Source organism: Desulfocurvus thunnarius (genome assembly GCF_055390965.1).
The window spans coordinates 3,252,501-3,275,858 of sequence record NZ_AP042411.1 but is presented as its reverse complement, the minus strand read 5'-3'; the positions used below and the strand labels follow the sequence as shown (position 1 = coordinate 3,275,858).

General features: G+C 63.5%; 20 protein-coding genes and 1 tRNA gene. 6 read left to right on the top strand and 15 right to left on the bottom strand.

Annotated elements, in window-relative coordinates:
• Window positions 1-121: 121 nt before the first annotated feature.
• Window positions 122-925, bottom strand: coding sequence for a DODA-type extradiol aromatic ring-opening family dioxygenase (locus tag ACZ5KV_RS14375; protein WP_464239974.1), 804 nt, complete (start codon window positions 923-925; stop codon window positions 122-124).
• Window positions 926-1,348: 423 nt separating this feature from the next.
• On the opposite strand from ACZ5KV_RS14375, the gene ACZ5KV_RS14370 reads away from it, so the two are divergent.
• A tRNA-Thr gene (locus tag ACZ5KV_RS14370) sits at window positions 1,349-1,424 on the top strand.
• 115 nt (window positions 1,425-1,539) lie between these two features.
• On the opposite strand, the gene ACZ5KV_RS14365 is transcribed toward ACZ5KV_RS14370, so the two are convergent.
• From ACZ5KV_RS14365 to ACZ5KV_RS14355, 3 genes are all read right to left on the bottom strand, one after another.
• The gene (locus ACZ5KV_RS14365; protein ID WP_464239973.1) at window positions 1,540-4,794 is read right to left on the bottom strand and encodes a DEAD/DEAH box helicase; all 3,255 of its coding nucleotides are present in this window, start codon (window positions 4,792-4,794) and stop codon (window positions 1,540-1,542) included.
• Window positions 4,794-5,480 carry a hypothetical protein gene (locus ACZ5KV_RS14360; RefSeq protein WP_464239972.1) on the bottom strand — a complete coding sequence of 229 codons (687 nt, stop codon included), beginning with the start codon at window positions 5,478-5,480 and terminating at the stop codon, window positions 4,794-4,796. The genes ACZ5KV_RS14365 and ACZ5KV_RS14360 overlap by 1 nt, the downstream gene beginning before the upstream one ends.
• Window positions 5,481-5,585: 105 nt before the next feature.
• Window positions 5,586-6,116 (bottom strand): hypothetical protein, encoded by a 531-nt coding sequence (locus ACZ5KV_RS14355; protein ID WP_464239971.1) that lies wholly within the window; start codon window positions 6,114-6,116, stop codon window positions 5,586-5,588.
• 1,055 nt (window positions 6,117-7,171) lie between these two features.
• Here ACZ5KV_RS14355 and mobA point away from each other — a divergent pair.
• From mobA to ACZ5KV_RS14340, 3 genes are all read left to right on the top strand, one after another.
• Entirely contained in the window at window positions 7,172-7,798 is a 627-nt protein-coding gene (mobA, locus tag ACZ5KV_RS14350; protein WP_464239970.1) for a molybdenum cofactor guanylyltransferase, read from the top strand.
• A gap of 270 nt (window positions 7,799-8,068) precedes the next feature.
• Complete coding sequence (gene moaA / locus ACZ5KV_RS14345) at window positions 8,069-9,064, top strand: GTP 3',8-cyclase MoaA (protein ID WP_464239969.1); 996 nt, start codon at window positions 8,069-8,071, stop codon at window positions 9,062-9,064.
• 8 nt (window positions 9,065-9,072) lie between these two features.
• A complete protein-coding gene (locus ACZ5KV_RS14340; protein WP_464239968.1) occupies window positions 9,073-9,942 on the top strand; it encodes a transposase in 870 nt (289 codons plus the stop codon).
• 81 nt (window positions 9,943-10,023) lie between these two features.
• Here the strand turns inward: ACZ5KV_RS14340 and murI are convergent, their stop codons facing one another.
• Window positions 10,024-10,875 (bottom strand): glutamate racemase, encoded by an 852-nt coding sequence (gene murI / locus ACZ5KV_RS14335; protein WP_464239967.1) that lies wholly within the window; start codon window positions 10,873-10,875, stop codon window positions 10,024-10,026.
• Between the two features lie 200 nt (window positions 10,876-11,075).
• Between murI and ACZ5KV_RS14330 the strand changes: the two genes are divergently transcribed.
• Window positions 11,076-11,285, top strand: coding sequence for a TOBE domain-containing protein (locus tag ACZ5KV_RS14330; protein WP_464239966.1), 210 nt, complete (start codon window positions 11,076-11,078; stop codon window positions 11,283-11,285).
• A gap of 131 nt (window positions 11,286-11,416) precedes the next feature.
• Here the strand turns inward: ACZ5KV_RS14330 and ACZ5KV_RS14325 are convergent, their stop codons facing one another.
• The 4 genes from ACZ5KV_RS14325 to ACZ5KV_RS14310 form a co-directional block, all read right to left on the bottom strand.
• Window positions 11,417-12,133 carry an STAS domain-containing protein gene (locus ACZ5KV_RS14325; RefSeq protein WP_464239965.1) on the bottom strand — a complete coding sequence of 239 codons (717 nt, stop codon included), beginning with the start codon at window positions 12,131-12,133 and terminating at the stop codon, window positions 11,417-11,419.
• A gap of 12 nt (window positions 12,134-12,145) precedes the next feature.
• Window positions 12,146-14,164 (bottom strand): ATP-binding protein, encoded by a 2,019-nt coding sequence (locus ACZ5KV_RS14320; RefSeq protein ID WP_464239964.1) that lies wholly within the window; start codon window positions 14,162-14,164, stop codon window positions 12,146-12,148.
• Between the two features lie 9 nt (window positions 14,165-14,173).
• Entirely contained in the window at window positions 14,174-15,502 is a 1,329-nt protein-coding gene (locus ACZ5KV_RS14315) for an ABC transporter substrate-binding protein (protein ID WP_464241844.1), read from the bottom strand.
• Between the two features lie 191 nt (window positions 15,503-15,693).
• Entirely contained in the window at window positions 15,694-16,419 is a 726-nt protein-coding gene (locus ACZ5KV_RS14310; protein ID WP_464239963.1) for a hypothetical protein, read from the bottom strand.
• A 375-nt stretch (window positions 16,420-16,794) separates the two neighbouring features.
• On the opposite strand from ACZ5KV_RS14310, the gene ACZ5KV_RS14305 reads away from it, so the two are divergent.
• On the top strand, window positions 16,795-17,970 hold the full coding sequence (locus ACZ5KV_RS14305) for a GAK system CofD-like protein (protein ID WP_464239962.1): 1,176 nt from the start codon (window positions 16,795-16,797) through the stop codon (window positions 17,968-17,970).
• Between the two features lie 174 nt (window positions 17,971-18,144).
• Here ACZ5KV_RS14305 and ACZ5KV_RS14300 read toward each other — a convergent pair whose 3' ends face one another.
• The 6 genes from ACZ5KV_RS14300 to ACZ5KV_RS14275 all read right to left on the bottom strand — a co-directional run bounded on the left by ACZ5KV_RS14300 (window position 18,145) and on the right by ACZ5KV_RS14275 (window position 22,708).
• Entirely contained in the window at window positions 18,145-18,459 is a 315-nt protein-coding gene (locus ACZ5KV_RS14300) for a hypothetical protein (protein WP_464239961.1), read from the bottom strand.
• A gap of 110 nt (window positions 18,460-18,569) precedes the next feature.
• Window positions 18,570-19,040 carry a hypothetical protein gene (locus ACZ5KV_RS14295; protein ID WP_464239960.1) on the bottom strand — a complete coding sequence of 157 codons (471 nt, stop codon included), beginning with the start codon at window positions 19,038-19,040 and terminating at the stop codon, window positions 18,570-18,572.
• Window positions 19,041-19,195: 155 nt separating this feature from the next.
• The gene (locus ACZ5KV_RS14290) at window positions 19,196-19,954 is read right to left on the bottom strand and encodes a hypothetical protein (RefSeq protein ID WP_464239959.1); all 759 of its coding nucleotides are present in this window, start codon (window positions 19,952-19,954) and stop codon (window positions 19,196-19,198) included.
• Window positions 19,955-20,347: 393 nt separating this feature from the next.
• A complete protein-coding gene (locus ACZ5KV_RS14285; RefSeq protein WP_464239958.1) occupies window positions 20,348-21,400 on the bottom strand; it encodes an OmpA family protein in 1,053 nt (350 codons plus the stop codon).
• 88 nt (window positions 21,401-21,488) lie between these two features.
• Window positions 21,489-22,175 (bottom strand): TetR/AcrR family transcriptional regulator, encoded by a 687-nt coding sequence (locus ACZ5KV_RS14280; RefSeq protein WP_464239957.1) that lies wholly within the window; start codon window positions 22,173-22,175, stop codon window positions 21,489-21,491.
• Window positions 22,176-22,324: 149 nt separating this feature from the next.
• Window positions 22,325-22,708, bottom strand: a complete 384-nt coding sequence (locus tag ACZ5KV_RS14275) for a DUF3568 family protein (protein WP_464239956.1) — start codon at window positions 22,706-22,708, stop codon at window positions 22,325-22,327.
• Between the last annotated feature and the right edge of the window lie 650 nt (window positions 22,709-23,358).

Genomic DNA, 23,358 nt, shown 5'->3' with positions numbered 1-23,358 from the left:
CGCCGCTGCGCGGCGTCGCCGGGCGAGTCACGCCCGTCGCCCCGAGCATAAAAGCGCTCCCGATGCGCGAGTTTCTCCGCGCCCGGTGATCGCCCCCAGGCCCGGGCCGGGGGCGGCGGCCCTACCACAGATAGGTACTGGCCTGCTTGCCGAAGATTTGCGGCCGGAAGACCTGGGAACAGGCACGACCCGCCGCCCCGTAGCAAACAAGCAGAGGCAGCAGGTGCTCCTCGCGCGGGTGGCAGTAGCGGGCGTGGGGGGCCTGCTCCCAGCGCTCCAGGCGAAGCCTGCGTTCGTTCTCATCCAGAGCGCCCGAGGAGCAGGTCTCGACCAGCCAGTCGTCGAAGGCCATGTTCCAGGCCCGGGTTTCTGCGGTTTCGGGCTGGAAGAAGGCCCGCATGTTATGGAAGGAGAACCCCGAGCCCACGATGAGCAGATTCTTTCCTTCCAGCGTGCGCAGGGCCTCGCCCAGGGCCAGATGCCGGGCGGGGTCGAGGCCGCTGAGGAGGGAAAGCTGCACGCAGGGGATGTCCGCCTCGGGATACATGAGCATCATGGGCACGAACAGGCCGTGGTCGTATCCTCGTTCGGCGTCGCGGGCGCAGTCGAACCCCGCGCGGGCCAGCGCCCGCTCCAGGTCGTCCTCCAGGCCCGGATGTCCGGGCGCGGGATATTCCAACTCGTAGGATTCCTGGGGGAATCCGTAATAATCATAGAGCAGCGGCGGATTGGGGCCGCTGGTGATGGAGGGGACCTCCGCCTCCCAATGAGCGCTGACCAGCACCACGGCGGAAGGCCGGGGCATGATGGTGGCCAGGTGCTTCAGGTTGGCGACCATCTCGGTGTGGCGCTCATCGCCGAGCACGGGCAGCGGGCCCGCGCCGTGGGAAAGGGAGAGGACCCTGTGTCCGTTGTCGCTGCACATGCTTGTATCCTTGCCTGCGCTTGCCGGGGAGGTGGCGGCACCTGTCCCGGTGCCGTTTCGCGTCGTCGGCGTTGCGGGATGCGGACAACGCCACCCCGGCTCCGGCCAGAGGCCCTGTAAAAGTGATTCGCCCCTGCTTCTGGCCGTCACCATTCGATGAATGCGGCACTGCCGATTGGCAGTCGTCATGGAGCCGGGCCCATGGAAGAATAGGGCTCGGACAGCACGTGGTCAATGGCGCAAGGCAGGCCGCAGGCAGGCGAAAGCTCCGGACGGGCTTGAGGCACCTGCCCTGCTCGGACCGCGAGTGTTCCCTTTGGACGCAAAGGGAAATATCCACGACCGCCCCCCGCCGCCCGGCCCGCCATGTTTCCTCTTGACGCCCGGCGGAGGCTTGGCTATCAAATCTCTCCGCATTACCGCGCCAGCGTAGCTCAGTTGGTAGAGCAGCTGATTCGTAATCAGCAGGTCCGGAGTTCAAATCTCCGCGCTGGCTCCAATAAAACTAAGCGCTTATGAGTGATCATAAGCGCTTTTTTGTGCATTGATATACACTTTAGTATACATTTGAACACGGGGACTTTACAAGTGTGGAAAAGAATTCAAACAATTAATTAGAATCGCGATCCATCAAAATCATCGCAAAAATGTCTCTTCTGGGCATCGCTTACCACCTTCAGTGCCTCCCGGAATGAAGCGTAAGTGTCGATCGCAGGGATTTCGTCAGCGATTTCTTGGAATAGCTGATGAGTTCTGGGACGAGTTAGTTGATATTCGTGAATATGTAAAAGGGCTAACTTTTCAGGGGAATCCATGCCATGGCGGATCAATGATGCAAGAGTTGCAAGACATAAAGGCATAGCAAGGTTCTCTGCATCACATTTGTATTTATACATCCTAGCAACAGACCCCAACGCGAACGCTACTTCTGGAGCCCATCGTATTGCAAGCTTCCTTGAATTTTTGCACCATGATCTTGTCCGTGCTGTTTCAAGCATGTGCTCGCTCAACTCGACTAAAGTCGAACCGCTACACCATGCCTTCACTCCTTTAATAAGCCGTCCGTATGCCAATGTATCGCTGTTGTCCATGCTGCGTTCTTGTGGCCGCGTAAGAGTCTTTACAATGTCTGTATACGAACTTTGACGGGAAAATAATGTCAATATTCCGGCTTTATTAGCCCAATCTAAGTAATCATATACATTATTTTCATGTTTTAGCTCATCTAATTTGCTGTATACAGCGGAAACAGAGTCTATATCAACGCCGATTTCAGTAGCAAGTGCAGCCATCCAAGGGGTGTCTGTGGCAGAATCAAAGCCACGTATTCTATAGCTTGCCTCAACTGTTGCCTCAACAGAAAGTTTAAATGCTTCTGTTTGGTTTCTTCTTTTTGCGACAAATGCAGCCAACGATTTGTTTAATGTGTCCCGAATGTTGTCGACGTCGGCATGATCATCCCTAAACGGCATACGCCTAAATAAGTAGTGCGCTGCTGCTTCATCTGACAATGTATTGTCTTGAACTGCGTCGAGCAGTTTTTCTAACGGATCGACAACAACAAGGCATTGATCGCTTTTAGAAAATGCTCTGTCCTTTAATGCTACCCATTCTCGGCCAATGGATGCACCACCATTATCTGAAAATTGCAATGAAACGACTCGTTTTGGAATAACGAGAACGAATCCTTTCGCGCTATGCCCTGCGCGACCAGCTCTGCCTGCTGCGTTTAATAGTTCGTGAGCCTCTAGATTTTCTTGGTCGTTTTGCTCAACATCCCAGCGTTCATCGCCAGCAAGAATCACGGCTTCGGCAGGCAGATTCATCCCTTGCGCCAGCGTTGGTGTTGCGACTAGGACTCCTACCCCATCAGGACGACGAAACCGTGATTCAACCAGCTCTCTTTCCTCTTTCAATAGCAATCCATGGTGGCAGGCGGCAACACCGCTTTGAGAAGCATAGGAGATGTCGAGGCTTCCAAGTTCATCGCCAATCTTTAGCAGTAGGTCATGTTCATAAGTGGTGGATTCGATATCGGTTCTAACTTGCCCTGAAATGTCAGCAACAATAGATTGAGTATGGTCAATTTGCTGAACGAAAATAAGGGTTTTCACCCCAGCCTCGAAAAGTATTTTTGCCAATGAGGCTGCCACTTCATTTTTGTTTGGGGCTAATTGCCAAAAACTATTGGCACTAAGCATGGTTTCTTCTGCTGATATTGGAAGCGCTAAATAGTCGATGACTTGGGAGGTGTTCCAAGTTTGATTCAAACCAAAGAATGCCCAAGGCTGAATGCCCATCTGTCTCTTTACTGTAGCACCAGGTCCTTTTCTATTTGCTTTTTTTGCTTCAATACGATCAGCATTAAGGCGTCCATGAAGGGTGTTTATGTCCGCTTGTTGATAAACAATGCATCCTTTTACTTGTCTTGTCGGTTTCCACTCATCTTGAATAGAAAGGCATGTTCTCGCAATTCTTTCTTCAATCCAACCTGCAATGTCGTCAGTGTTTTCAACCATTGCCGATAGCAAAAAGTAATCAGCTTGTGGAGCGTATTCAAAGAGACGATGTAGACACATCATGGAGTCGCTAGCACGGTATGAGTGAGCCCAGTCGCTGGCATGCAAAATATGACACTCATCAAATACGACTAGGCGAACTTGTTCAAATGCGGTTGGATAGAACATCAAAAAAGCAAGACATCTTTCAGGGGTCATGACAGCTATGTCTGCTAGGACAGCTTCCTCTGTTTCAACATATTCTCCATCAAGAATTGCATTTTTAATGGAATAGCGAGGGAATGTATTTCGTAAGTCATCGGATACCTGCTGTACGAGGGCATGAGTTGGAGCTAAGAATACGACTTTTCCTCCTCTGACAAGAGTAGATGCAATTTTCAAGTTTGAGAGGGTCGTTTTTCCTGCGCCAGTAGGCAGACTGAAAACAGCTGAGATGCCAGGCCTTAAAACTCCATTCGCATGAATTGCCCTAACGTGGTTGGGCCAAATGTATGGGCGGGTGCGAGACAAGAGTTTGACTTGCGCACTCCATTGTTCTGCATGTTGGGCATCTGGTGGTGGGACGCTTATGAGCGAATGCAGGGCGAGCCGTTCAGTTGTAATTGCTAGCAAGGAAGAAAGCATGAATGGGCCTGGAAATGTCGAAAATATTCCATTTCCAAGCTGGCTGCCTATAAATTCATTGCTGATATTTTCAACTGATAGGCGTTTGGCATTTCTAAGTGTTTTTAAAGCTCCATCGAAAGACCCAAAATCCTCACCAAGTAGAGCCCAACATAATTCTTGCATGCCACGCATGCATTTTTCGTAAAGCATTATCGTGGCAAGGGCATTCGGACCGCCATCAAAAGGAATAGGTATGGCTGCTTGGGTAATCTCAAATAATTGGCCGAGGGCAAGCTTGCGAACAAATTGAGAAATTCGATCGTGAACAGAATACGTGTCTTCAGTGTCTGGTATGCGGGTCGCTACTTCTGCTGCGTCGCTTACAGCGTCGGCAATGATGTAAAGCAAGGCGGAAGTGCATAATGGGCATACTGAGTCACGGTCAAAAGTGTCTGCTCTGATTTCGTTGCGATAAGAAGCTACTAAAGAATATGCTGATGCAGCAACGAATGCGATTGATTGGAAGTTTTCGTCTCGGCACGAGAGGAGGAGGGCTAAATATGTTTTTCCAATACGTTCTATTTTTTCTATTTCAGCCTTGAAACCTGCACTATTGTGATTTGCTACTCTGAATGAAACTATTTTTGCATATGCAGCAGTAAGTTCTTGAGGCAATCGATCTATGTTCACGCCATTTAATGGTGTAGCATGTTCAATGATTGAACGTGTAATATTATCAAACATTACATTTCTCGCAACTTATGGACGATTTTTGAGCAAAGCGAATCCATCCACTGGCGTAGATTTCCAACAACAAACGTTTCGGCACAGCGCCTTTCAATGGGGCCAGATGCAATTTTATTGAAGCCTTTGAATAGGCTTTTTCTTGTCTTTTCGTCTTTTGAATGCTCAACCGTGATGCATATTCGATAGGCCCTTATTTGGTTCCAGAACAAATTAATTAGGCATTCATCGACATTTAATTCTCCGTTGCTTCGTTCAAGTATTGGGGTGATTTCATTTAAAAGTTCATGATCACGTTTTCCTGTTTCGAATTCTTCCAATTCTGGCCAAACTTTGTCACGTATCGTGCTACGTTCATTTTCTGTTGCTTTGTCTTCTCCAATAACGACCTGTGTGATCTTGTTGCCCTCTGTTCGGACAAAAAGATTGTCAAGTCCAGGCATCGCCGACTGAGACTGAGGCGGTGCTGACATTAATCCAGGCTCAATCAGTTTTGCCGCAATCCATGTGATCATTTGGAATACCCAACCATCACGGTGATACTTGTCATACTCAGTGGAAGCCGTCATCTTTTGTATAAGGTCGTCAATCCCCGCAGCTCCAATCAGTGCCGCATCTTGCGGATCGTCGTTTGCAAGGATTTTTTGAACGTGGCGATACTGTCCTAAAAGAAGTTTAGCTACCAAATATGCAAGATAGTCCTCATGTTTGACGAGCCACTGATATCCGTAGCACTCTTCGCATTGAGGACATAATGTGTGTTGTAGAGGCATCTTTGTTGAGTGGTGTGCCTAGAATTTGGATGGAGTATCTTTTCTATTGTTGCAGTAAGCTGCAACAATACACACACTGATGGCACCTAAAAAAAATGCTGCTAGCAAGGCTAAAGCGCGTTTGCCAAGATTATTTGAAAATTCTTGAATAGCCATGTTGTTTTCCTTTTGAATTTTTGCTATTGTATTGCAAATTTCCAAAACGACGTTTTGTATATTTTCCGCTAGAGCAATACGCTCTTCTTTAGATTCGCACTGTTTCGCCAAGGTGTTTAGCGGTTCAACAAAAGTTTTAACAATTTCCAATGATTTAACTGCATTCTTATGGGCCTCGCTTAACTCTGAAGCTGTCTTTGCCATGGTCTTCACTGTGTCGACGAAGCCGTTCACAAATGTTGGTGATGTTTGTATTATTGCCGCAAGTTGTTCTTTGCTCAACTCGCGACGTGAAATCTTCTCATATATTATTGCCGTTTGATCATCGGAGAGGCCGTCAAATTTTTCAGAGCCAATATCTCTTAGGGTGTCTGCCAACTCTGTATTGCTCACACGCGCCTCCTTTGTTTTTTTCCTTATCAATTTCGCCTGTGTCTGTGCATAAATGTCTCGACGCGTACCGTCTGTTTAGGTCGTGCGGAGGGTGAAATTTGCTTGAAGACTCAGACAGCTTGATGTCAATCGATGGCCAGACAGTAGGCGCATCGTCATTAGGAAATAAGATGATGTCAAGTTGAGCCTTGCAAAGTTTTGAGCTCAACAACACTGTTTCACTTAGCGTGAAGGGGAACTGATCAAAAGTCAGTAGGTGTAGCCTGTAAGAATCTGAAATTACAGATGATATTGAAATCATTGGGTGTTATATTTGTATTAGGAATAAAAAGTAAACGGCCTGAATAATTTAATTTTTCTTTGGTATACACGATGTATATCCGGGTGTGCCAGGAATAGGCTTGGGGCTGCTGTGTGTCAAATATAATCAATAATTACGCAGCATAGAAAGCCAGTCAGGTTCTTCGTAATCAGCAGGTCCGGAGTTCAAATCTCCGCGCTGGCTCCAGGGAAAATTCAAGGGATTGTGGCCGCCGGGCAGGCGGGCACAGTCCCTTTTTCTTTCCCCGCAAGCCGCCCGCAGCGCCAGCGCCCGGGGCAAAAGCGCAACCGGGCAGGGCGCCCCTGGAAGAGGCACATGCCCACAGGGCAGCCGACCCGACGCCCTCCTTTGGTGAAATTGACAGGACCCGGGGCGACCCCTAGAATCCGTATCCGCGAAGGCGCGGAGCCCGGCCAGCCGTGGCCCCCGAAACCGTGGGGCAGATACGGAAGTGGGCCCCAAAGCGGACACGACGCCAAGCCTGAAACGAAATGCGAAGCCTCCGTCCCTGGCGGCAAGGCCAAACATCGCCCCAAATGGCGCCGAACGCCGGGTCGGGCACAGGGTTGAACCCGAACTCGAAGCCCCCAGGCAGGGACCAGACCGGAGCCCCTGCGAGGCAGCCGGAAAGATCGCCGGGCCACCCCGGTCACGCCACCCCGGCCCACGCGGCAGCCTGCGGCGGGACCAAGGCCCCTCCCCCGCCCGCTTCGCAACCAAGACGAAGGACGCCATGAGCGAAACCGTCAACGCACTGGTGCTGGCCGGAGGCCGCAGCACCCGCCTGGGCCGGGACAAGGTTGCCCTGCCCGTGGACGGCCGCCCGCTGCTGGCGCGCATGGTCGCCCTGGCAGCGCGCCACGCCGCGCGGGTCTGGGTGTCGGGGCGCGACCCCGGGCCCCTGGGGCTCGCCGCGCCCTGGCTGCCCGACGACAGCCCCGGCATGGGCCCCCTGGGCGGCATCCTGACCGGGCTGCGCCGCGTGGGCGGGCCGCTGCTGGTGCTCGCCTGCGACCTGCCCCTGCTGGACGACGCCGCCCTGGCCCGCCTGCTGGCCGGGCGCGCCGCCCGCCCCGGCGGAGCGGTCATGACCACCTTCCGCCAGAGCGCCACGGGGCGCATCGAGCCGCTGGTGGCCGTCTACGAACAAGCCGCCGCGCCGCTGCTGGCCGCCGCCGCCGCCCAGGGGCTCTACAAGCTCGCCCGCGCCATCCCCCCCGAGGCGCGCCACGACCTCCCCTGCGCCGCCCACGAGGCCGACGCCTTCCTGAACATCAACTTCCCGGCGGACCTGGAGCGCCTGGAACGGCTGCAACCCCAGGCCCCCCAGCCCGGAACGGGCGGCCCGACCAAGGGTTGACGCCCCGCCGCGCACACCACCCCCGCCCGGCGCCCCCCGCACCCGGACGCGCCGAAAAGGCGCACAAGACCATCGACGCCGCCCCGCGCGGATGATAGTGGTGGATTCCCGGGCCGGGCGGCCCTGGCGCCGGAAACGCCCGGCGCCGCAGCCTTGCGGAAGGCACCCCGCCGACCCCGGCGCTCCGCGCCCGCGGCACGGGCCACCGGGCGCCCCCGGCCCCACGTCCCGCCTTCCCGCGGGCCCCGGGCAGCAACAAGGAGTGGACCCATGCTTGTGGATGGATACGGCCGCGAAGTCAGCTACCTGCGCCTGTCGGTTACCGACCGCTGCAACCTGAACTGTTTCTACTGCCGCGCCGGGCAGCAGGACATGGAATACCTGCCCCACGAAAACATCCTGACCTACGAGGAGATGGTCGCCCTGGCCCGCGCGGCGCGGGCCCTGCGCGTGGAAAAGCTGCGCCTCACGGGCGGCGAGCCCTTTGCCCGGCGCGATTTCCTGGCCTTCCTCGGCCTGCTGCGCGAGCACTGCCCCGAGCTGGACGTGCGCATCACCACCAACGCCACCCTGCTCGCGGGCAAGGCCGCCGCGGTCAAGCACCTGGGCATCCGGCGCATCAACATTTCCATGGACACCCTGGACCCAGCGCGCTTCCGCGACATCACCGGGCGCGACATGCTCGACCGCGTGCTGGCGGCCATCGACGAGTGCCTGGGCCTGGGCCTGCGGGTGAAGATCAACGTGGTGGCCATGAAGGGCGTCAACGACGCGGAGCTGCCCGCCTTCGTGCGACTGGCCTGCGACAAGCCTGTGGACGTGCGCTTCATCGAGTTCATGCCCATCGGCGCCACCACGCGCTGGAGCGACGCAACCACCTGGACGGCAAAGGAAATTATCGAACAGGCCGGAGCCATGGTCCGCCTGACCCCCGTGGAACGCCACCACCGCACCGAGGGCCCGGCGCGGCTGTACACCATCGCGGGCGGCCAGGGCCGCCTGGGGGTCATCTCGGCCCTGTCCGACCATTTCTGCAAAAGCTGCAACAGGTTGCGCGTCACTTCCGACGGCCGCCTGCGCACCTGCCTGTTCTCGGACAAGGAATACCGGCTGCGCCCGGCCCTGCGCCACCCGCGCCTGGGCCCCTCCCACGTGGTGGAGATCATGCGCCGCGCCCTGCGCAGCAAGCCCATGGGCTACGAGCTGCTCGAAATGCGCAGGCGGGCCCAGGTCTGCGACCGGGTCATGTCGTCCATCGGCGGGTAGGGGGAGCCATGCTCATGGACCGGGACCAGTTCGACGCCCTGGTGGCCGACGAGGCCAGCGCCGAGCGCTACCTGCTGCGCCACTGCTGGGAGAACCACCAGCGCTTCTGCCCGCGCTGCAAAAGCCGCAAGAACTACCGTCTAAAAAGCGGGCGCAGACGTTGCGCCCGCTGCCGCTACACGTTCCACGACTTTTCGGGCCGCTGGATCAACAACTGCAACCTGACCAGCCGCGACTGGCTCCAGGTCATGCGCCTGTTTGCCGAGGAGGCCACGGCGCGCCAGGTCTCGCGCGAGCTGGGCCTGTCGTACAACACGGCCTACAAGGCCGTGAACACCCTGCGCTTCGCCATCCTGGCCCGCGCCCTGGACGCCAAGCAGCTCCTGGGCGAGCAGTCCTGCCTGGGGCTGACCCTGTCCGGGCGCATGCTCAAGGACCGCCCCGGCCTCTGCGGCAAGGTGGAAACCCCCGTCTTCGGCATCATGGACCGCCGCGAATGGGTTTTCGTGGACCTCGTGCCCGGTTTCGACGCCGAAACCATCCTGCACTTCCAGCTCAACTTCCAGATGAGCGTCGTGCGCCAGGGCAACGTGGCCTATACGGACCGCTACCAGCGCTACGACACCCTGATCTGCTGCCTGGGCAACTCGGCCGCCGCCGACTACATCAAGACCTCCCGGCGCGGCGTAAGCATCGACACCGCGCCCGAAGGCTTCTGGAGCTACGCGGGCCAACGCCTGCTCAAGTACCACGGCGTCACGCCCCAGCGCTTCCCGCTCTACCTGAAGGAACTGGAGTTCCGCTACAACTCGCGCACCAAGGACCTGCTGCCCCTGCTGGCGACCGCCGTGTGCGACTTCGTGCCCGAATTTTCCTAAGCCCCGCCCGGGAACGGCCAAGGTCCGTCCGCCCCGCGCCCGGCGCCGCGGCCATGCCGCGCGGAAGCCTTCGGGACCGACCTACAGGTCCACCACCGCCACGTCCTCGCGGGCCAGGGTCCGGCCCAGGAACAGGCCGCCCACGCGGGCGAAGCGCTCGGGGTCGTCGGTGGCCAGAAAGCGCGTGGGCGCCGGGGTGCCCTGGGGCGCCGCGAGGCCCGTGCGCGCCAGGGTGTCGGCGACCTCGGTCGCGGCGGTGCGGGCCGAGTCGATGACCGCCACCTCCGGCCCGACCACCCGGGCCACGGCCCCGGCCAGCAACGGAAAATGCGTGCAGCCGAGCACGAGGGTGTCGGGGGCCTCCTCCGGCACCGGAGCCCCTGCGGCCCCGGAAGCCGGAAACAGCGGCGCCAGATACTCGCGGGCCACGGCCTCGGCCACGGGCCCGCTGGTCCAGCCCTCCTCGGCCAGGGCCACAAACAGCGGACAGGCCTTGGCCACGATGTGCGCCTCGGGGCACAGCTCCTGGATGGCCCGCTGGTAGGCCCCGCCACGCACGGTGCCTTCGGTGGCGATGACGGCGATGCGCCCGCTGCGCGTGGCCGCGCACCCGGCCCGCGCCCCGGGGCGCACCACGCCCACCACCGGCACCTCGGGCCAGGCCTGGGCCAACGGCTCCAGGGCCACGGCCGAGGCCGTGTTGCAGGCCACGACGAGCATCTTCACCCCGCGCTCCACGAGCTGACGCGTGCATTGCAGGGCATAGCGCACCACGGACTGCGGGCTCTTGCTGCCGTAGGGCAGGCGCGCGGTGTCGCCCAGGTAGAGGAAGCTCTCGGCAGGCAGCCGCTCGCGCAGGGCACGCAACACGGTCAGGCCGCCGACGCCGGAATCGAAAACGCCGATGGGCAGACGGGAGATGTCGTTTCGCATGGGCAGGAGGTACCCCTCTTGCCCGGGCTTGTCCATGACGCAGGCCCTGCGGGCCGCAGGGGCCTCGCGGGCTGTGCGGGCATGCGAAACACCCCGGGCCGGGAAATTGCCGAAACGGTTTGACGCACCTCGCGCGAAGACCTATTCTGTCCAAATGGAAGAATTTCTCTTCCGCCCAAAATCAAACAAGGAGAGCCACCATGCAACTGAGCGCCCGCAACCTGATCCCCGGCAAGATCAAGGATCTGACCATCGGCATGGTCAACGCCGAAGTCGTCATCGAAGTCGCCCCCGGGGTGGAGATCGTTTCCGTCATCACCAAGAATTCCGTGGAGCGCATGAAGCTCAAGGTCGGCGACAAGGTCCAGGCCATGGTCAAGGCCAGCAGCGTCATGGTCGCCAAGGACTAGCCCGGCGCGACGTGACCCGGCTCAGGCGCCCCTCGCGGGCGCCAGGCACCAAAGCGCGCCCCTTTCCGGATGGAAAGGGGCGCGCGGCTTTTTGCAAAAAACCGGCTCCTGGCGCCGGACCGGTGCCCGGGCTAACGGGCGGCCAGGGCGGCCACGGCCTCGTCCTCGGTGTCGAAGATGGTCGTAAAACGCGTGATGCCCACCAGGTCGAAGACCTTGCGGAAGTTCTCGGACAGGCCGGCCAGGGCCACCGCCGTGCCGTGGCGCTCGCTGTCGGTCAGAAGCTGGATCAGCACGGCGATGCCCGCCCCGTTGATGGACGAGTTGTCCTCGAAGCGCAGGACGACCCGCCCTGCGGGCCCGATGCGCTCGAAGGCCGCCACCAGGAACGGCTCCGACCGCGCGGTGATGTTGCCGCGCACGTCCACGAAGGTCACCTCGCCCACCGTGCGCACGCCGACCTCCTCTTCCTGGTCGCGCATGAGTTGCAGGCGCTCCTTGGCCCGGCGCAGGGCCGCGTCGAGGTCGGTCTTCTGGATGGGCTTGTTGATGAAGTCCGTGGCGTTGAGGTTCAGGGCCTTGATGGCCACGTCCATGTCGCCGTGGCCGGTGATGACGATGACCTCGGCCAGGGGATCGATCTCCTTGATGCGCTTCAAGACCTGGAGCCCGTCCATGCCGGGCATCTTGATGTCCGTCAGCACGATGGGCGGTCGCTCGGCCTGGAAGACCTCCAGGCCCTCCTCGCCGCTTTCGGCGGTAAGCACCTCGTAGCCGTAGGCGCCCAGGAACAGCTTGAACATGGACAGCGTCGGCTTTTCGTCGTCGATGACAAGAATCTTGCTCATGGCCGTTCCTTTCTAGTGCGCCGGCGGGAAGGCCAGCCGGAATGTCGTGCCCGCGCCGATGCGCGAGGTCACGGAAATTTCGCCCCCGTAGTCTTTCACTATTCCGTACGAAATCGCAAGCCCGAGGCCCATTCCCTTGCCCGTTTCCTTGGTGGTGTAGAAGGGCTCGAATATCTTTTCCACCTGCGACTGGTCAATGCCGCAGCCGGTGTCGGCCACGGTGATGACCACCTGCCCGTTCTCCCGGAAGGTGCGCAGGGTCACCTGACGGTGGTCCAGGTCGCCGTCGTCGGGGTCGGACCACATGTTGATGGCGTCGCGGGCGTTGGACACGAGGTTGAAGAGCACCTGTTGCAGGCGGTTGTCGTGGGCGCGGATGGGCGGCAGGTCCTCGGCCAGGTCCAGGGCCACGCCGATGCGCTGGATCTCCAACTGGCGCCCGATGATCTTGAGCACGGAGCGTACCGAGCGGTTGGGGTCCAGGGTTTCGGGAGTCATGCCCGACTTGCGCCCGAACTGGCGCAGGGTGTTGATGATTTCCGTGGCGCGGTCCACCTGGAGGCTCATTTCGCGGGTGACCAGGGCAAGCTGCTCGCCGGGCACCTGCCCGCCCTGGTCCACGACCATGCCCAGAAAATCGCTGCCCATCTTGATGGCGTTGAGCGGCTGGTTGAGCTCGTGGGCGATGCCCGCGCTCATTTCGCCCAGGGTGGTCATCTTGCTGGCCTGGATGAGCTGGGCATCCTTTTCGACCATGTCGGTGATGTCGGTGGTCGAGACGATGAGCGCCTCGCGGCCGCCGTAGCGCGTGGCGCAGGCGTGCATGTTCACGAAGAAGGGCTGGCCGTTCTTCTTGTGGTGGATGGCCTTGGGGTAGAACACGCACTGCCCGGGCCCGGTTTCGTGGTCGGCGAAGGTCGCCAGCGAGCCCATGGAGTCCTCGGCCTCCAGGGCGTGGAAGGTCATGCCCAGCAGCTCGCCTTCGGTGTAGCCGTATATCTCCTCGGCGCGGGGGTTCACGTCGAGCACGCGCAGGGAGCTGCGCGCGAGCACGAAGATCGGGTCCGGCCCGGCGTCGAACAGCGAGCGGTACTTGGACTCCGACTCGCGCAGGCGGTTGCGGTAGAGCTTGATGGACCGCACCATGTAGACGAAGGAATCGGCAAGCTGGAGCACCTCGTCGCCGGTCTGCTTGCGGCGGATGACGCACTCGCGGCAATAGGGCGGCTTTTCGGGCTGCGGCCCGCCCGGGGACACGGGGCCCAGGGTGCGGTCCACGTGCCAGCAGGGCAGGTCGGAATTGTGGTAGGCCGGGCAGCGCTCCTCGCGGGCGTGGTCCGAAAGGATGCCCTCGTATTGCCTGCCCAGGTCCAGCCGGAAGTTGAGGTTGCCCTTGCTGATCTCGTCGGACATTTCGATGAGCTTGGTCACCGGCAGGGTGATGTAGCCCGACAGGCGGTGGCTGATCCAGGAAATGATGATGACCACCAGGGCGATGAAGCCCAGGAAGGTGATGCGCAGCTTGGAGACCAGACGGTCGATGTGCAGTTGGTTCAGCCCGACGTGGACCGTGGCGATGCGGTAGATGCCTTCGAGCACGGGCACGGCGATGTCCAGCGCCGGTTCGCCGCCGACCTCGATCTGCCTCACGGCGGCGGCGGGCCGATCGCCGACCAGGGGGTTCTGGTGGCGCAGGCCCTCGGGAAAGGGTCGGGTGAAGGTGTGGGCCAGGACCTCGTTCTCCGGCCCGGTGACGAACGCATAAGACACCAGATCGCGCCGCTCGCCGAGCTTGCTCATGTCGAAGAGCAGCGCCGTCAGCGCCGGGTGGTTGCCGTCGAGCACGAAGCCGCTGCCCTGGTCGGCCACGGACTGGGCGATGGCGATGCCCCGGTGCTGCAACTCCGCCGTGAGGCTGGAAAGCAGAATCCAGCGCGCCAACAGGGCGATGGCCACGCTGATGCACATGATCACCGCCAGAATGGAGAAGGTGATCTTGCGCTTGAGGGTGATGCCGCGCAGCCGCTTCATGGCCGGTGCCTACTGCGCTCCCGCGGGGGGGGCGGGTGCCATGGGTGCAGGGGCCCTGCGGGGCGACGCCACTGGCGCGAGCCCCAGGCTTTGCCCCAGTTCGTTCCAGTCGCTGATGAGCACGAAGCGGCCGTCCTGGAAACGGGTGAAGTACACGCTGTCGAAGCCCTGGTGGTCCGTGGCCGAAAAGCTCAGGGTATTGGCGATGCCCAACGAGAAGTCGTGGATGGATTCCAGGGCGTCGAGCAGGCCGTCGCGGGTCAGCTCGCGCCCGGCGCGGCGCAGGCCCTCGACCAGCACCTTGGCGTTGATGTAGCCCTCCAGGCCCACGGAGTTGGGCGGCTCGCCGGGGTAGTAGCGCGCCAGAAGCTCGGTGTACTCCCCGGCGCCCCACAGCAGGGTCTTGGATTCGGGCGACTCCGGCGGCGGCACGACCTGGGTCACGAAGACCTTGTCGCCGTGGTCCGGCCCCAGGCGGCGGGCCAGTTCCTCGGCGCCGACGAAGGACACGTTGTGGAACAGCGGGCGGAACCCGCTCTCGTGGGCCAGGCGAATGAACTTGGCACAGGGCTCGTAGGTGCCGATCATGACCACGGCCTCGGCACCCGAGGCCATGATCCGCGCCAGGCCGTCCTCCACGTCCAGGGTGCCCCGGGCGTAGCTGCCCCGGGCCACGGGAGCCATGTCGTAGCGCTTGAGGGCCAGCTCGGTGCCCTTGAGCCCGTCGAAGCCGTAGGCGTCGTACTGGTAGAACACGGCGATGCGCGTGAGCCCCAGGTCCTCCACGAAGCGGCGCACGGCCTCGGCGGTTTCCTGGTAGTACGAGGCGCGCACGTTGATGATGTAGCGGTGGAAGGGCTCGCGCAGGGCATTGGCCCCGGTGAACAGGCCGACCAGGGGGATTCCGGCCTCCTCGACCATGGGGATGATCTTCACCGCCGTCGGCGTGCCCACGTAGCAGAACAGCGCGAACACGTCGTCCTCGATGAGCAGCTTCTGGGTGTTGGCCACGCACAGGGCGGGCTCGTACTGGTCGTCGTAGGTGATGACGCGGATGGTCCGCCCGTGGACGCCGCCCTGCTCGTTGACGTGGCGGATGTAGCTCATGGCTCCGAGCAGGGTCTGGCGGCCCAGGTAGCTGGCGTGGCCGGACAGGGCCAGGGACGAGCCGAGCAGGATTTCGGAATCGCCGACGCCGGGCACGGGCGCCGGGAGGGCGTCCGTGCCCGGGGCGCCGCTGTCGCAGGCGGCCAGGGCCAGCACGCAGGCCAGGGCCAGGGCCGTCAGCAGCGCCGCGCGGCCCAGGGCACCCGGGGCCCCAGGCGTGGCGCGGGGCATGATGCGGGTCATGGCGGTGGTCATGACGCGTTCCAAGGGAGCCTCCTTCCCGTGCGCCGCCAAGGCGGCGGTACCCATGCCGGTTTCCGGGGCAGGATAGCACACTTCACGGGCGGGTCAAGGCCGATGGCTCCGCAAGGTGCCGGAAAGAAAACGTATCCTGCTCCAAGGCGCGGGCGGACGGCTTCGGGTCAGGCCCGTCCGGCGTAGTGGGCCAACAGGGCGTCCAGGGCCGGGCAGACGCAGCGCAGGTCCGGATCGCGCTCCGGGCGCAGGTGCAGCCCCGGGGTCGCCAGCTCGCGCAGGGGCATCTGCCCGGTTTCGATGGGCACGCGCGAAATCTCCACCCGCGCGCGGCGCTCCAGGTCCGCCCCGTCGTAGCCCTCGGGCAGGTCGCGCACGGCGTCCAGGCCGATGTCGATCTGCACCGCGCCGCCGTAGAGCGTTTCGCCGTGGGAGGTCTCGAAGCCCACGCCGAGCACGAAGCGCACCAGCACCGGGAAGGAGTCGGGGTAGACCACGCGCAGCAGTTCGGCCATGGAGAAGCGCCGGGCCGAATCCTTGGCGCGCAGCACGTCGGCCATGCCGCACAGCAGGTCCGGGATGCAGCTTTGCGGCCCGCCGGGCACGGGCGGCACGCAGCAGTCGCCGAAGAACGACAGCCGGGCGTAGGCCAGCTCGCGGTCCACGCGCTTGACCCGCGCGCTACAGCCCATGTCGAAAAAGGTGATGCCCAGGCGCTTGCGGAACTCGCGGAGCATGAAAAACATCATGTTGTATTCCGCAGTCTTGCGCTCGAAACCCATGGCCCGCAACAGCTCTTCCATGCGCGCGTACCACTTCAGTTCCTTCTGGTGGGCGGCCTTGGTCACGGGCGGGCGCGTGGCGTCGCCCTCCACGTTGCCCCGCGGCGCCACGGGCAGTCGGGTCCCACAGCCCTTGCACACCGCCGAGGCCCCGCCCGGCGGCACGGATGCCGGATTGAAACGGTATTTCCTCGCGCACGAAACGCACTGGACGTACATGGCGTCCTCCCTTGCTTGCGGATGGAGTTCCGCGCGACCATACAGGATTTTACCGCGAAGGAAACCCCGGGAGCCGAGGCGGCAAATCCCCCCGCGCCGCAACGCCGGAGCCGCGCGCCCGGCGGCCACCTCAGGCCTGCGCGCCGTGCACATGCCGCTCTCCTGCCCGCGCCTGTGCGCCGTGCGGGCCTCCCGCGGGCCACACGTCCCCGCATTCCCTCCGCGCGTGGACAGAGGCCGGGATTTGTGTTCTGCTTATCCCCTGCCATGCGCACCCACATCCTGCCCGTCCCGCGCCTCGACGGCCCGCTCCCGGCCCCGGCGGCCGAGCCCGCCCGGGGGCCGCGCATCCTGTTCTTCTCGGGCGGCACGGCCCTGCGCGGGCTCTCGCGGCGCCTGATCCGCCACACCCACAACTCCGTGCATCTGGTCACGCCCTTCGACTCCGGGGGCAGTTCCGCCGCCCTGCGCCAAGCCTTCGCCATGCCCGCCCCCGGCGATCTGCGCAACCGACTCATGGCCCTGGCCGAAGGCGGCCCGCAAATCATCGAGCTGTTCGCCACGCGCTTTCCCAAGGGCGCGGACCCCGCCGGGCTGGACGCCGAACTGGCCGAGCTGGCCACGGGCACGCACCCGCTGACGGCCCGGGTACCCGAGCCCCTGGGCGGCGTGGTGCGCCATTATCTGGGGGTTTTCCTCGAACACATGCCGCGCGGGTTCGACCTGCGCGGAGCCAGCATCGGCAACCTGATCCTGACGGCGGGCTACCTGGAGGCCCACCGCCGCTTCGGGCCGGTGGTCTTCACCTTCGCGCATCTGGCCGGAGTGCGCGGCACGGTGCTGCCCACGGTGGAGGACGACCTGCACCTGGCCGCCGACCTGGCCGATGGACGCACGGTGATCGGCCAGCATCTGCTCACGGGCAAGGAGGCTCCGCCCCTGACCGCGCCCATCCGCCGCCTGCGGCTGGTGGCCGACCTGGAAGGCCGCCCCGCCCCGCCCTGCGCCATCGGCGCCACCGTGCGCCGACTCATCGCCGGGGCCGCACTCATCGTGCTGCCCATGGGCAGCTTCTACACGAGCATCATGGCCAACCTGCTGCCCCGGGGCGTGGGCCGCGCCGTGGCGGCCAACCCCTGCCCCAAGGTCTTCGTGCCCAACCTGGGCCACGACCCCGAGGCCCTGGGCCTGACGCCCACGACCCAGACCCTGCTGCTGGACGACGCCCTGCGCGCCGACCTGCCCCCGGGCGCCGCAGCCCGGACCCTGGACTTCGTGCTCGCCGCCCCGGAGCACGGCGTGGACCCCGGCCCCCTGGCCGCGAGGGGCATCGCCGTGTGCCCCGCCGCACTGGTCAGCCCGGCCAGCGCCCCGCTGCTGGACGACGCCCTGCTCGCGGCGGCCCTGCTGCGTCTGGCCGCGCCCGGTGAGCCGTCGGCATAGCCCAACGACGCCGCGACGGACCGCTCGCGCGAGCCGGGACGCCACGCCCGCACCCACGCCAGACGCACCGGTGCCGACCACCGGACCCGGGCGCGGCATCAGGCCATGCGGGCACAACGCGGCAGGAAATCACGAAAAAACAAACCGGATGCGCCGCAGAGGCGCCTTGCGCCCCTAGCCGCGCTCTCCCCCGCCGTCCTCCCCGGGGCCGAAAAGGTCGCGGGTCAGGGCGGCGGCGCCGTCGTCGCGGGCCACGTAGTCGCGGGCGTCGTCGCGGGAATTGAAGCGCAGGAAGAAACTGCGCGCGCGGATCTTTTCGAAGCTGTCCAGGGCCAGGACGTAGCCGCCCGCCTCGGTGCGGTACAGGCGGTACTCGAAGACCGTGCTGCGCCGCCCGTCCCGGGCGATCTCGCGGCTGGAGCGCGCCACGAGGGTTCCCGAAAATTCGAGAACGTCCCCGTTGTCCATGCTTACGACCACGTGCTCCATACGACGGCTCCCGGCGGGCACGGCCACGCCTCCGACCCGAGCATGGCATAAAAACAAGACGGGCGGAAGGCTCGCGCCCACCGCCCGTCTGGCCAGAAAACATGCGCCCGCTATTGCTGCTGGACGGCGATCTCGGTCTGCACCTGCTGGAGCAGCTCCATGGCTTGGTGCAGCTTCTCGTTCTGCTCGGTGGTGGGCATCTGGGTGCCCAGGTAGGCCGTGCGCTGAGCCATCTCCTGAAGCATGGTGCCCATGACCATCATCCGGCTCTTTTCGGGCAGATTCTCCAACTCGGCCACCTTGCCTTCGATGCCGTCCATGCGGCCGTTCAGGTCGCCGGTGGTCAGGGCCAGTTGATCCACCGTGGCGGCGACGCCCTTCAGGTTCTGGTTCAACCCGAAGAAAAAGACCACCAGCAGCACCACGGCCAGAAGCGAGACGAACAGGGCCACCTTGCTCATGTCGCGGCGGGTGGTCTCGTCCGCCCCGCAGCAGGGGGCGGCGGGTGGCATGGAGCCTCCGCCGTTGGCGGAGTCGTCGCCGGGCTTGCCGATGTGGTGCACTTTTTCCGCTGCGCTCATGGAAGACCTCCAAAGGGGGGGAATTGCTGTTGACGGGATCGGCTTTCACCCTAGGCAAAAAACGGCCCAGGGGCAAGCCGCTCGCGCCGGGAGGAGCCGGGCGCCGGGCCGCGGAGGGCCGCAGGGGCCGGAAGAAGACGGGAAGAGCGGGCGGTTCAGTTGGTCCAGCGGCCGGAAACGTAGCGGAATATTTCCGTCACCCGCTGGGTCTTCACGCGGGTGAACGGCCCCCGGCGCGCCTCGTCCTCGCTGGAGGCGCGCGATTCGTAGTGGTGCTCCTGATAGCGCAGCACGCCTACAAAGGGGCAGGAGGCTCCGCCCGAGGCCGAGGGCTTGACCTGCATCTCCAGGGAATCGTGGTCCACTTCCATGAAGCTGGCGACAACCGCGCCGCCGCCGTCGCGTTGCAGGGCCATGTCCGCCGCCGTGTGGCGAAGGTTGCGGCTGATGCGCCCCACCCAGGCCCGGGCGAAGGTGTCGAACTGGGTGCGCACGGCTTCCGCGCCCGAGCCTTTGGCCGGGGCGGCCTGTTTGCCGTGGGTCTTGGCGACGGTCTTGCCCTGCTTGGCGGAAGCCTTGGCCATGGTTTTGCCCTTTTCCGCCGGGGCGGGCGCCTTGGCCACCCGGGCGGGGGGCGCGGCGGCGGCGCGGGCGGCGGCGGCCTCGGCCCCGGCCAGGGCGCTGGCGCCCACGCGCTCGGCCCAGGTCCGTGCGGCCTCTTCGGCACGCACGGTGGCCAGCCAGTCCGTGGCATTGACGCTGGCGGCCCAGTCCTGGCCGCGTTCGCGGGCCAAGGGGTCCGGCGCCTGGACGCTTTTTTCGGAGTCCGAACCGCAACCGCCCAGCCCGGCCAGGGCGAGGGTCAGCAAAACGCCGAGGGCGAGACGACGCAGGGGGCGCGAGGGCATATGCATGGTCTGGATTTGTATCCCAAGCCCCTGCCCCCCGCAACCTGTTGGTTCCACCAACCATTGGCACGCCGGGCAGAATGTCCCGGAGCACGCCCGGGCGGGCATGCGTTCGAACAGGCTTGGCAAAAGAGGCCCAGCCAGACAGGCATCCGCCAAAGATGCCCCGACAGTGGATTCGGCCAGGGAAACCGGCCAGAAAACCGGTTGGACATGCCTGACCGGGCATGCCTGACCGGACAGGAACACGCCGGGCCCCTCCCGCAAAGCTCGGCTCGATACGGTCGGCGCCCAGGCCGAAGGGGCACCGGCACGCGGCGGGCAGCCGCTTCCCCGCCGGACGCAAAAAGGGCCCGGCGCTGGCGCGCCGGGCCCTGAACTGGCGAACGTCCCCGAGGGTTACTCGAAGATGATCTCCACGCGACGGTTGAGCTTGCGGCCCTCGTCGGTGTCGTTGTCGTACTTGGGCATGCTTTCGCCCTTGCCCACGGTGGTCATGCCGGAACCGGCGATGCCCTGCTTGGCCAGATAGGCCTTCACGGAGGCGGCGCGGCGCTCGGACAGGCCCTGGTTATAGGCGTCGGTGCCGATGTTGCAGGTGTGGCCTTCCAGGGTCACGTTGCCGCCGCGGGTCTTGATCTGCTCGGCGGCCTCATCCAGGATCGGGGCCATGTCGTCGCGGATCTTGGCGGAGTCGAAATCGAAGTGGATGCGCAGGGGCATGACCTCGGCCACGGGCGCGGTCGCGGCGGGCGCCGGGGCGGGCTCGGCGATCTCGACCTCGTCGTAGAACACGTCGCGCACGAACTTGTCCAGGGCGGCCTCGCTGTTCAGCAGATCCATGGCGGAAGCCGACACGGAGCACTGGGAGAGCTTGCCGATGGCGTCCATGGTCGCCTGGCCCTCGGCCTTGTCGGCGAAGGACACGGCGTGGAAGCACAGGCGGCCGCCGAAGGCGTTGTACAGCTCGGTGGCGACGGGCACGGGATTCTTGCCCTGGTTGCTCTCGCCGTCGGAGAAGACGATGACGGCGATGCGGCCCTTGAGGGAATCCAGGGTCGGACGAATGTCCTCCAGCCCGCCGCCCATGGGCGTCATGCGACCGAAGATCTCGTAGCCGGAGGCCAGGGAGCCGATGGCCTTGCCCATGGCGTCGCGGTCAAAGGTGCCCGCGTAAAGCTTGGAGGTCGGGGCGAAAGTCGCCAGCCGCGAGTCGTAACCCAGGGCCGGAATCTTGGCGTTCATCTTCTCCAGCAGGTCCTTGGCCATCTCGATCTTCTCCTGCTTGGCGTCCGCATTGGACATGGCCATGGAGCCGGAGTAGTCGACGAACAGCACGAAGCTGTCCACCTTGGACACCAGTTCGGTCTTCGCCTGGGCGCCACCAGCGGCAAGCAGGACGGCGCACAGCGCAAAGGTCAGGGCCAGCAGCCCGGATTTCTTGTGCATCATGATAGATTCCTCGCATTCATGTGGTTGCGGCCCCGGCACCCGCCGGAGCCTTACAGACGGTATAAGACTAGCACTTTCCCACGCACTTTCAACACTTTTCATCATTCTTCGCCGAGCCCGCGCCGCCGTGGCTTCGCGGGCGGGCCGAGGCGCCGTCCAGGGCCCCCACCAGCAGAAGATCGAGCGCGGCTTCGATGCGCTCCCAGCCTGCGGGGGAGTCCAGGGCGATGCCGCCCAGGCTGCGGTCGTGCAACGAGCGGATGCCCACCGAGCCGATGGCCATGGCCATGAGCAGGATCACGGCGGACAGATCCAGCTCCGGAGGCGGGTCGCCCTCCAGGGCCGCCTCGAAAAACTCCAGGGCCCGCCGCTCGCGGACATAGCCCAGGGCGTGCGTCAACTGGCAATACTCGCCCCGGGCCTCGGCCTCCATGACCGCCAGGGTCCAGGGCCGGGCCAGGATGGCCCGCAGGTAGCCCCGGAAAAAATGCGACAAGACCTCGCCCAGGGGCCGCCCGCGCAGGGTGGCCGCGTCGCCGCCAGCCAGCTCGCCCAGCCCGGGCCAGAAGCGCTTGCTGTGGGCGAAGGCGTCCTGGAGCCGGGCCAGACCGCCGAAGGTGCGCCGGATGAGGGCTTCGTCCAGCCCGGCCCGGGCGGCGACGGCCGCCGAGGTCACCCGCGCCGGGCCGCCCAGGGCCAACAGGTCCGCCAGGGCGCCCAGAATGCGTTCGCGCACATCGTGCACCTCGTGCAGGGGGAGGATCCGCGCGGCCATGTCCGCTCCTTGGCCAAAGGATGAAAAGATGGAGGCCGACACCTCTGGCGGCGGAGCCTCCCATATAGAAACATAACGCCGCCCCGGGGCACGGGCAAGAAAAAACCCGCCTCGCGGCGGGTTGTCGTTGCTCCACGATGCGGGGGCGCTCACATCTGGTTGCGGATGGCCTGCTGGATGCGCTGGGTCGCCGGCTCGTCGCCCAGATAGCCCACGCGCACGCGAACCTTCGTGACCTTGGGATTCAGGGCTTCCATCTTGATCCAGACGGGCGTCTCGCCGTCCTTGGCGCTGATGGAGGCGTCGCTCAGGGAGCGCGACTTGGACTCCACGTGCAGGTTCAGGGCCGAACAGGCCCGCAGGGCCGCATCATAGGAGTCGGCCACATCCACGTTGTAGGACTGCTCGCCCCAGCCGGAAATGTAGGCATAGGTGCCCCCGCCCGCCACCGCCCCGGCGGCGACGACCATGCAGCCCGACAGGGCCGCGAGGGCCGCAAGGCCCAGCACAAGGCTAGCGATCTGCTTCTTCATGGCATCTCTCCTGTACAATTTGTCATGATTCTAGGGGTTCGCCCGAAGCCGCGCAACCCAAAATCCACTGCCGGTCACGATCCCCGGCCCGGCTGGCACCGCCTGGTGGCGTCGGCCCGCCCCGGCGCGGGGCCCGAAGCGGGCCCGGAGTATGGCGCCGGAGGCCGAAACTGAACGTGTTTCCCCTGTCTCCGGACAGGAGTCCCCTATGTTTCCGGTTGCGCTGGCAAAAGGCGCGCTTCGAGCCCCCCGGTTCCTCCCCGGCCCGCTTCGTCAGGGGCCGGGCGAAGCGCCCCCGGCCCATGCGCAACGTCGGGCACGGGGCGGACGTGCGGGGGGGAAGGAGCCGGGGCGCGCGGGGCCGGTTCGCCAAAGGCGGCCCCGGCGCCCTTGGTGCCGTCGTTGTCGGAAGAGAAGCGGTACCGGGCATGTTTCCTCACACAGTGCGGAAATACGGCACGTTGGAAGGGCGAAGGCGCAATGTCGGTACGTTTCAGGGGTCCGCGGCCTGATTTTCCGGGCCGGGAGCGTTGCCGGGAGGGAGCGTTGGGGGTGGGAGGAAGGACGCCGGGACGGGGCTGCGGGAGGGAACGGGCTCCGGGCGGGGCTGCTGGAGAGGGATGCGCCACGGCCTGATTTTCCAGTCTGGC

Coding starts and splice junctions, on each gene's coding strand:
- ACZ5KV_RS14375 (WP_464239974.1), bottom strand. CDS start 925: ATGTGCAGCGACAACGGACACAGGGTCCTCTCCCTTTCCCACGGCGCG.
- ACZ5KV_RS14365 (WP_464239973.1), bottom strand. CDS start 4,794: ATGTTTGATAATATTACACGTTCAATCATTGAACATGCTACACCATTA.
- mobA (WP_464239970.1), top strand. CDS start 7,172: ATGAGCGAAACCGTCAACGCACTGGTGCTGGCCGGAGGCCGCAGCACC.
- moaA (WP_464239969.1), top strand. CDS start 8,069: ATGCTTGTGGATGGATACGGCCGCGAAGTCAGCTACCTGCGCCTGTCG.
- ACZ5KV_RS14340 (WP_464239968.1), top strand. CDS start 9,073: ATGCTCATGGACCGGGACCAGTTCGACGCCCTGGTGGCCGACGAGGCC.
- murI (WP_464239967.1), bottom strand. CDS start 10,875: ATGCGAAACGACATCTCCCGTCTGCCCATCGGCGTTTTCGATTCCGGC.
- ACZ5KV_RS14330 (WP_464239966.1), top strand. CDS start 11,076: ATGCAACTGAGCGCCCGCAACCTGATCCCCGGCAAGATCAAGGATCTG.
- ACZ5KV_RS14325 (WP_464239965.1), bottom strand. CDS start 12,133: ATGAGCAAGATTCTTGTCATCGACGACGAAAAGCCGACGCTGTCCATG.
- ACZ5KV_RS14320 (WP_464239964.1), bottom strand. CDS start 14,164: ATGAAGCGGCTGCGCGGCATCACCCTCAAGCGCAAGATCACCTTCTCC.
- ACZ5KV_RS14315 (WP_464241844.1), bottom strand. CDS start 15,502: ATGCCCCGCGCCACGCCTGGGGCCCCGGGTGCCCTGGGCCGCGCGGCG.
- ACZ5KV_RS14305 (WP_464239962.1), top strand. CDS start 16,795: ATGCGCACCCACATCCTGCCCGTCCCGCGCCTCGACGGCCCGCTCCCG.
- ACZ5KV_RS14300 (WP_464239961.1), bottom strand. CDS start 18,459: ATGGAGCACGTGGTCGTAAGCATGGACAACGGGGACGTTCTCGAATTT.
- ACZ5KV_RS14295 (WP_464239960.1), bottom strand. CDS start 19,040: ATGAGCGCAGCGGAAAAAGTGCACCACATCGGCAAGCCCGGCGACGAC.
- ACZ5KV_RS14290 (WP_464239959.1), bottom strand. CDS start 19,954: ATGCATATGCCCTCGCGCCCCCTGCGTCGTCTCGCCCTCGGCGTTTTG.
- ACZ5KV_RS14285 (WP_464239958.1), bottom strand. CDS start 21,400: ATGATGCACAAGAAATCCGGGCTGCTGGCCCTGACCTTTGCGCTGTGC.
- ACZ5KV_RS14280 (WP_464239957.1), bottom strand. CDS start 22,175: ATGGCCGCGCGGATCCTCCCCCTGCACGAGGTGCACGATGTGCGCGAA.
- ACZ5KV_RS14275 (WP_464239956.1), bottom strand. CDS start 22,708: ATGAAGAAGCAGATCGCTAGCCTTGTGCTGGGCCTTGCGGCCCTCGCG.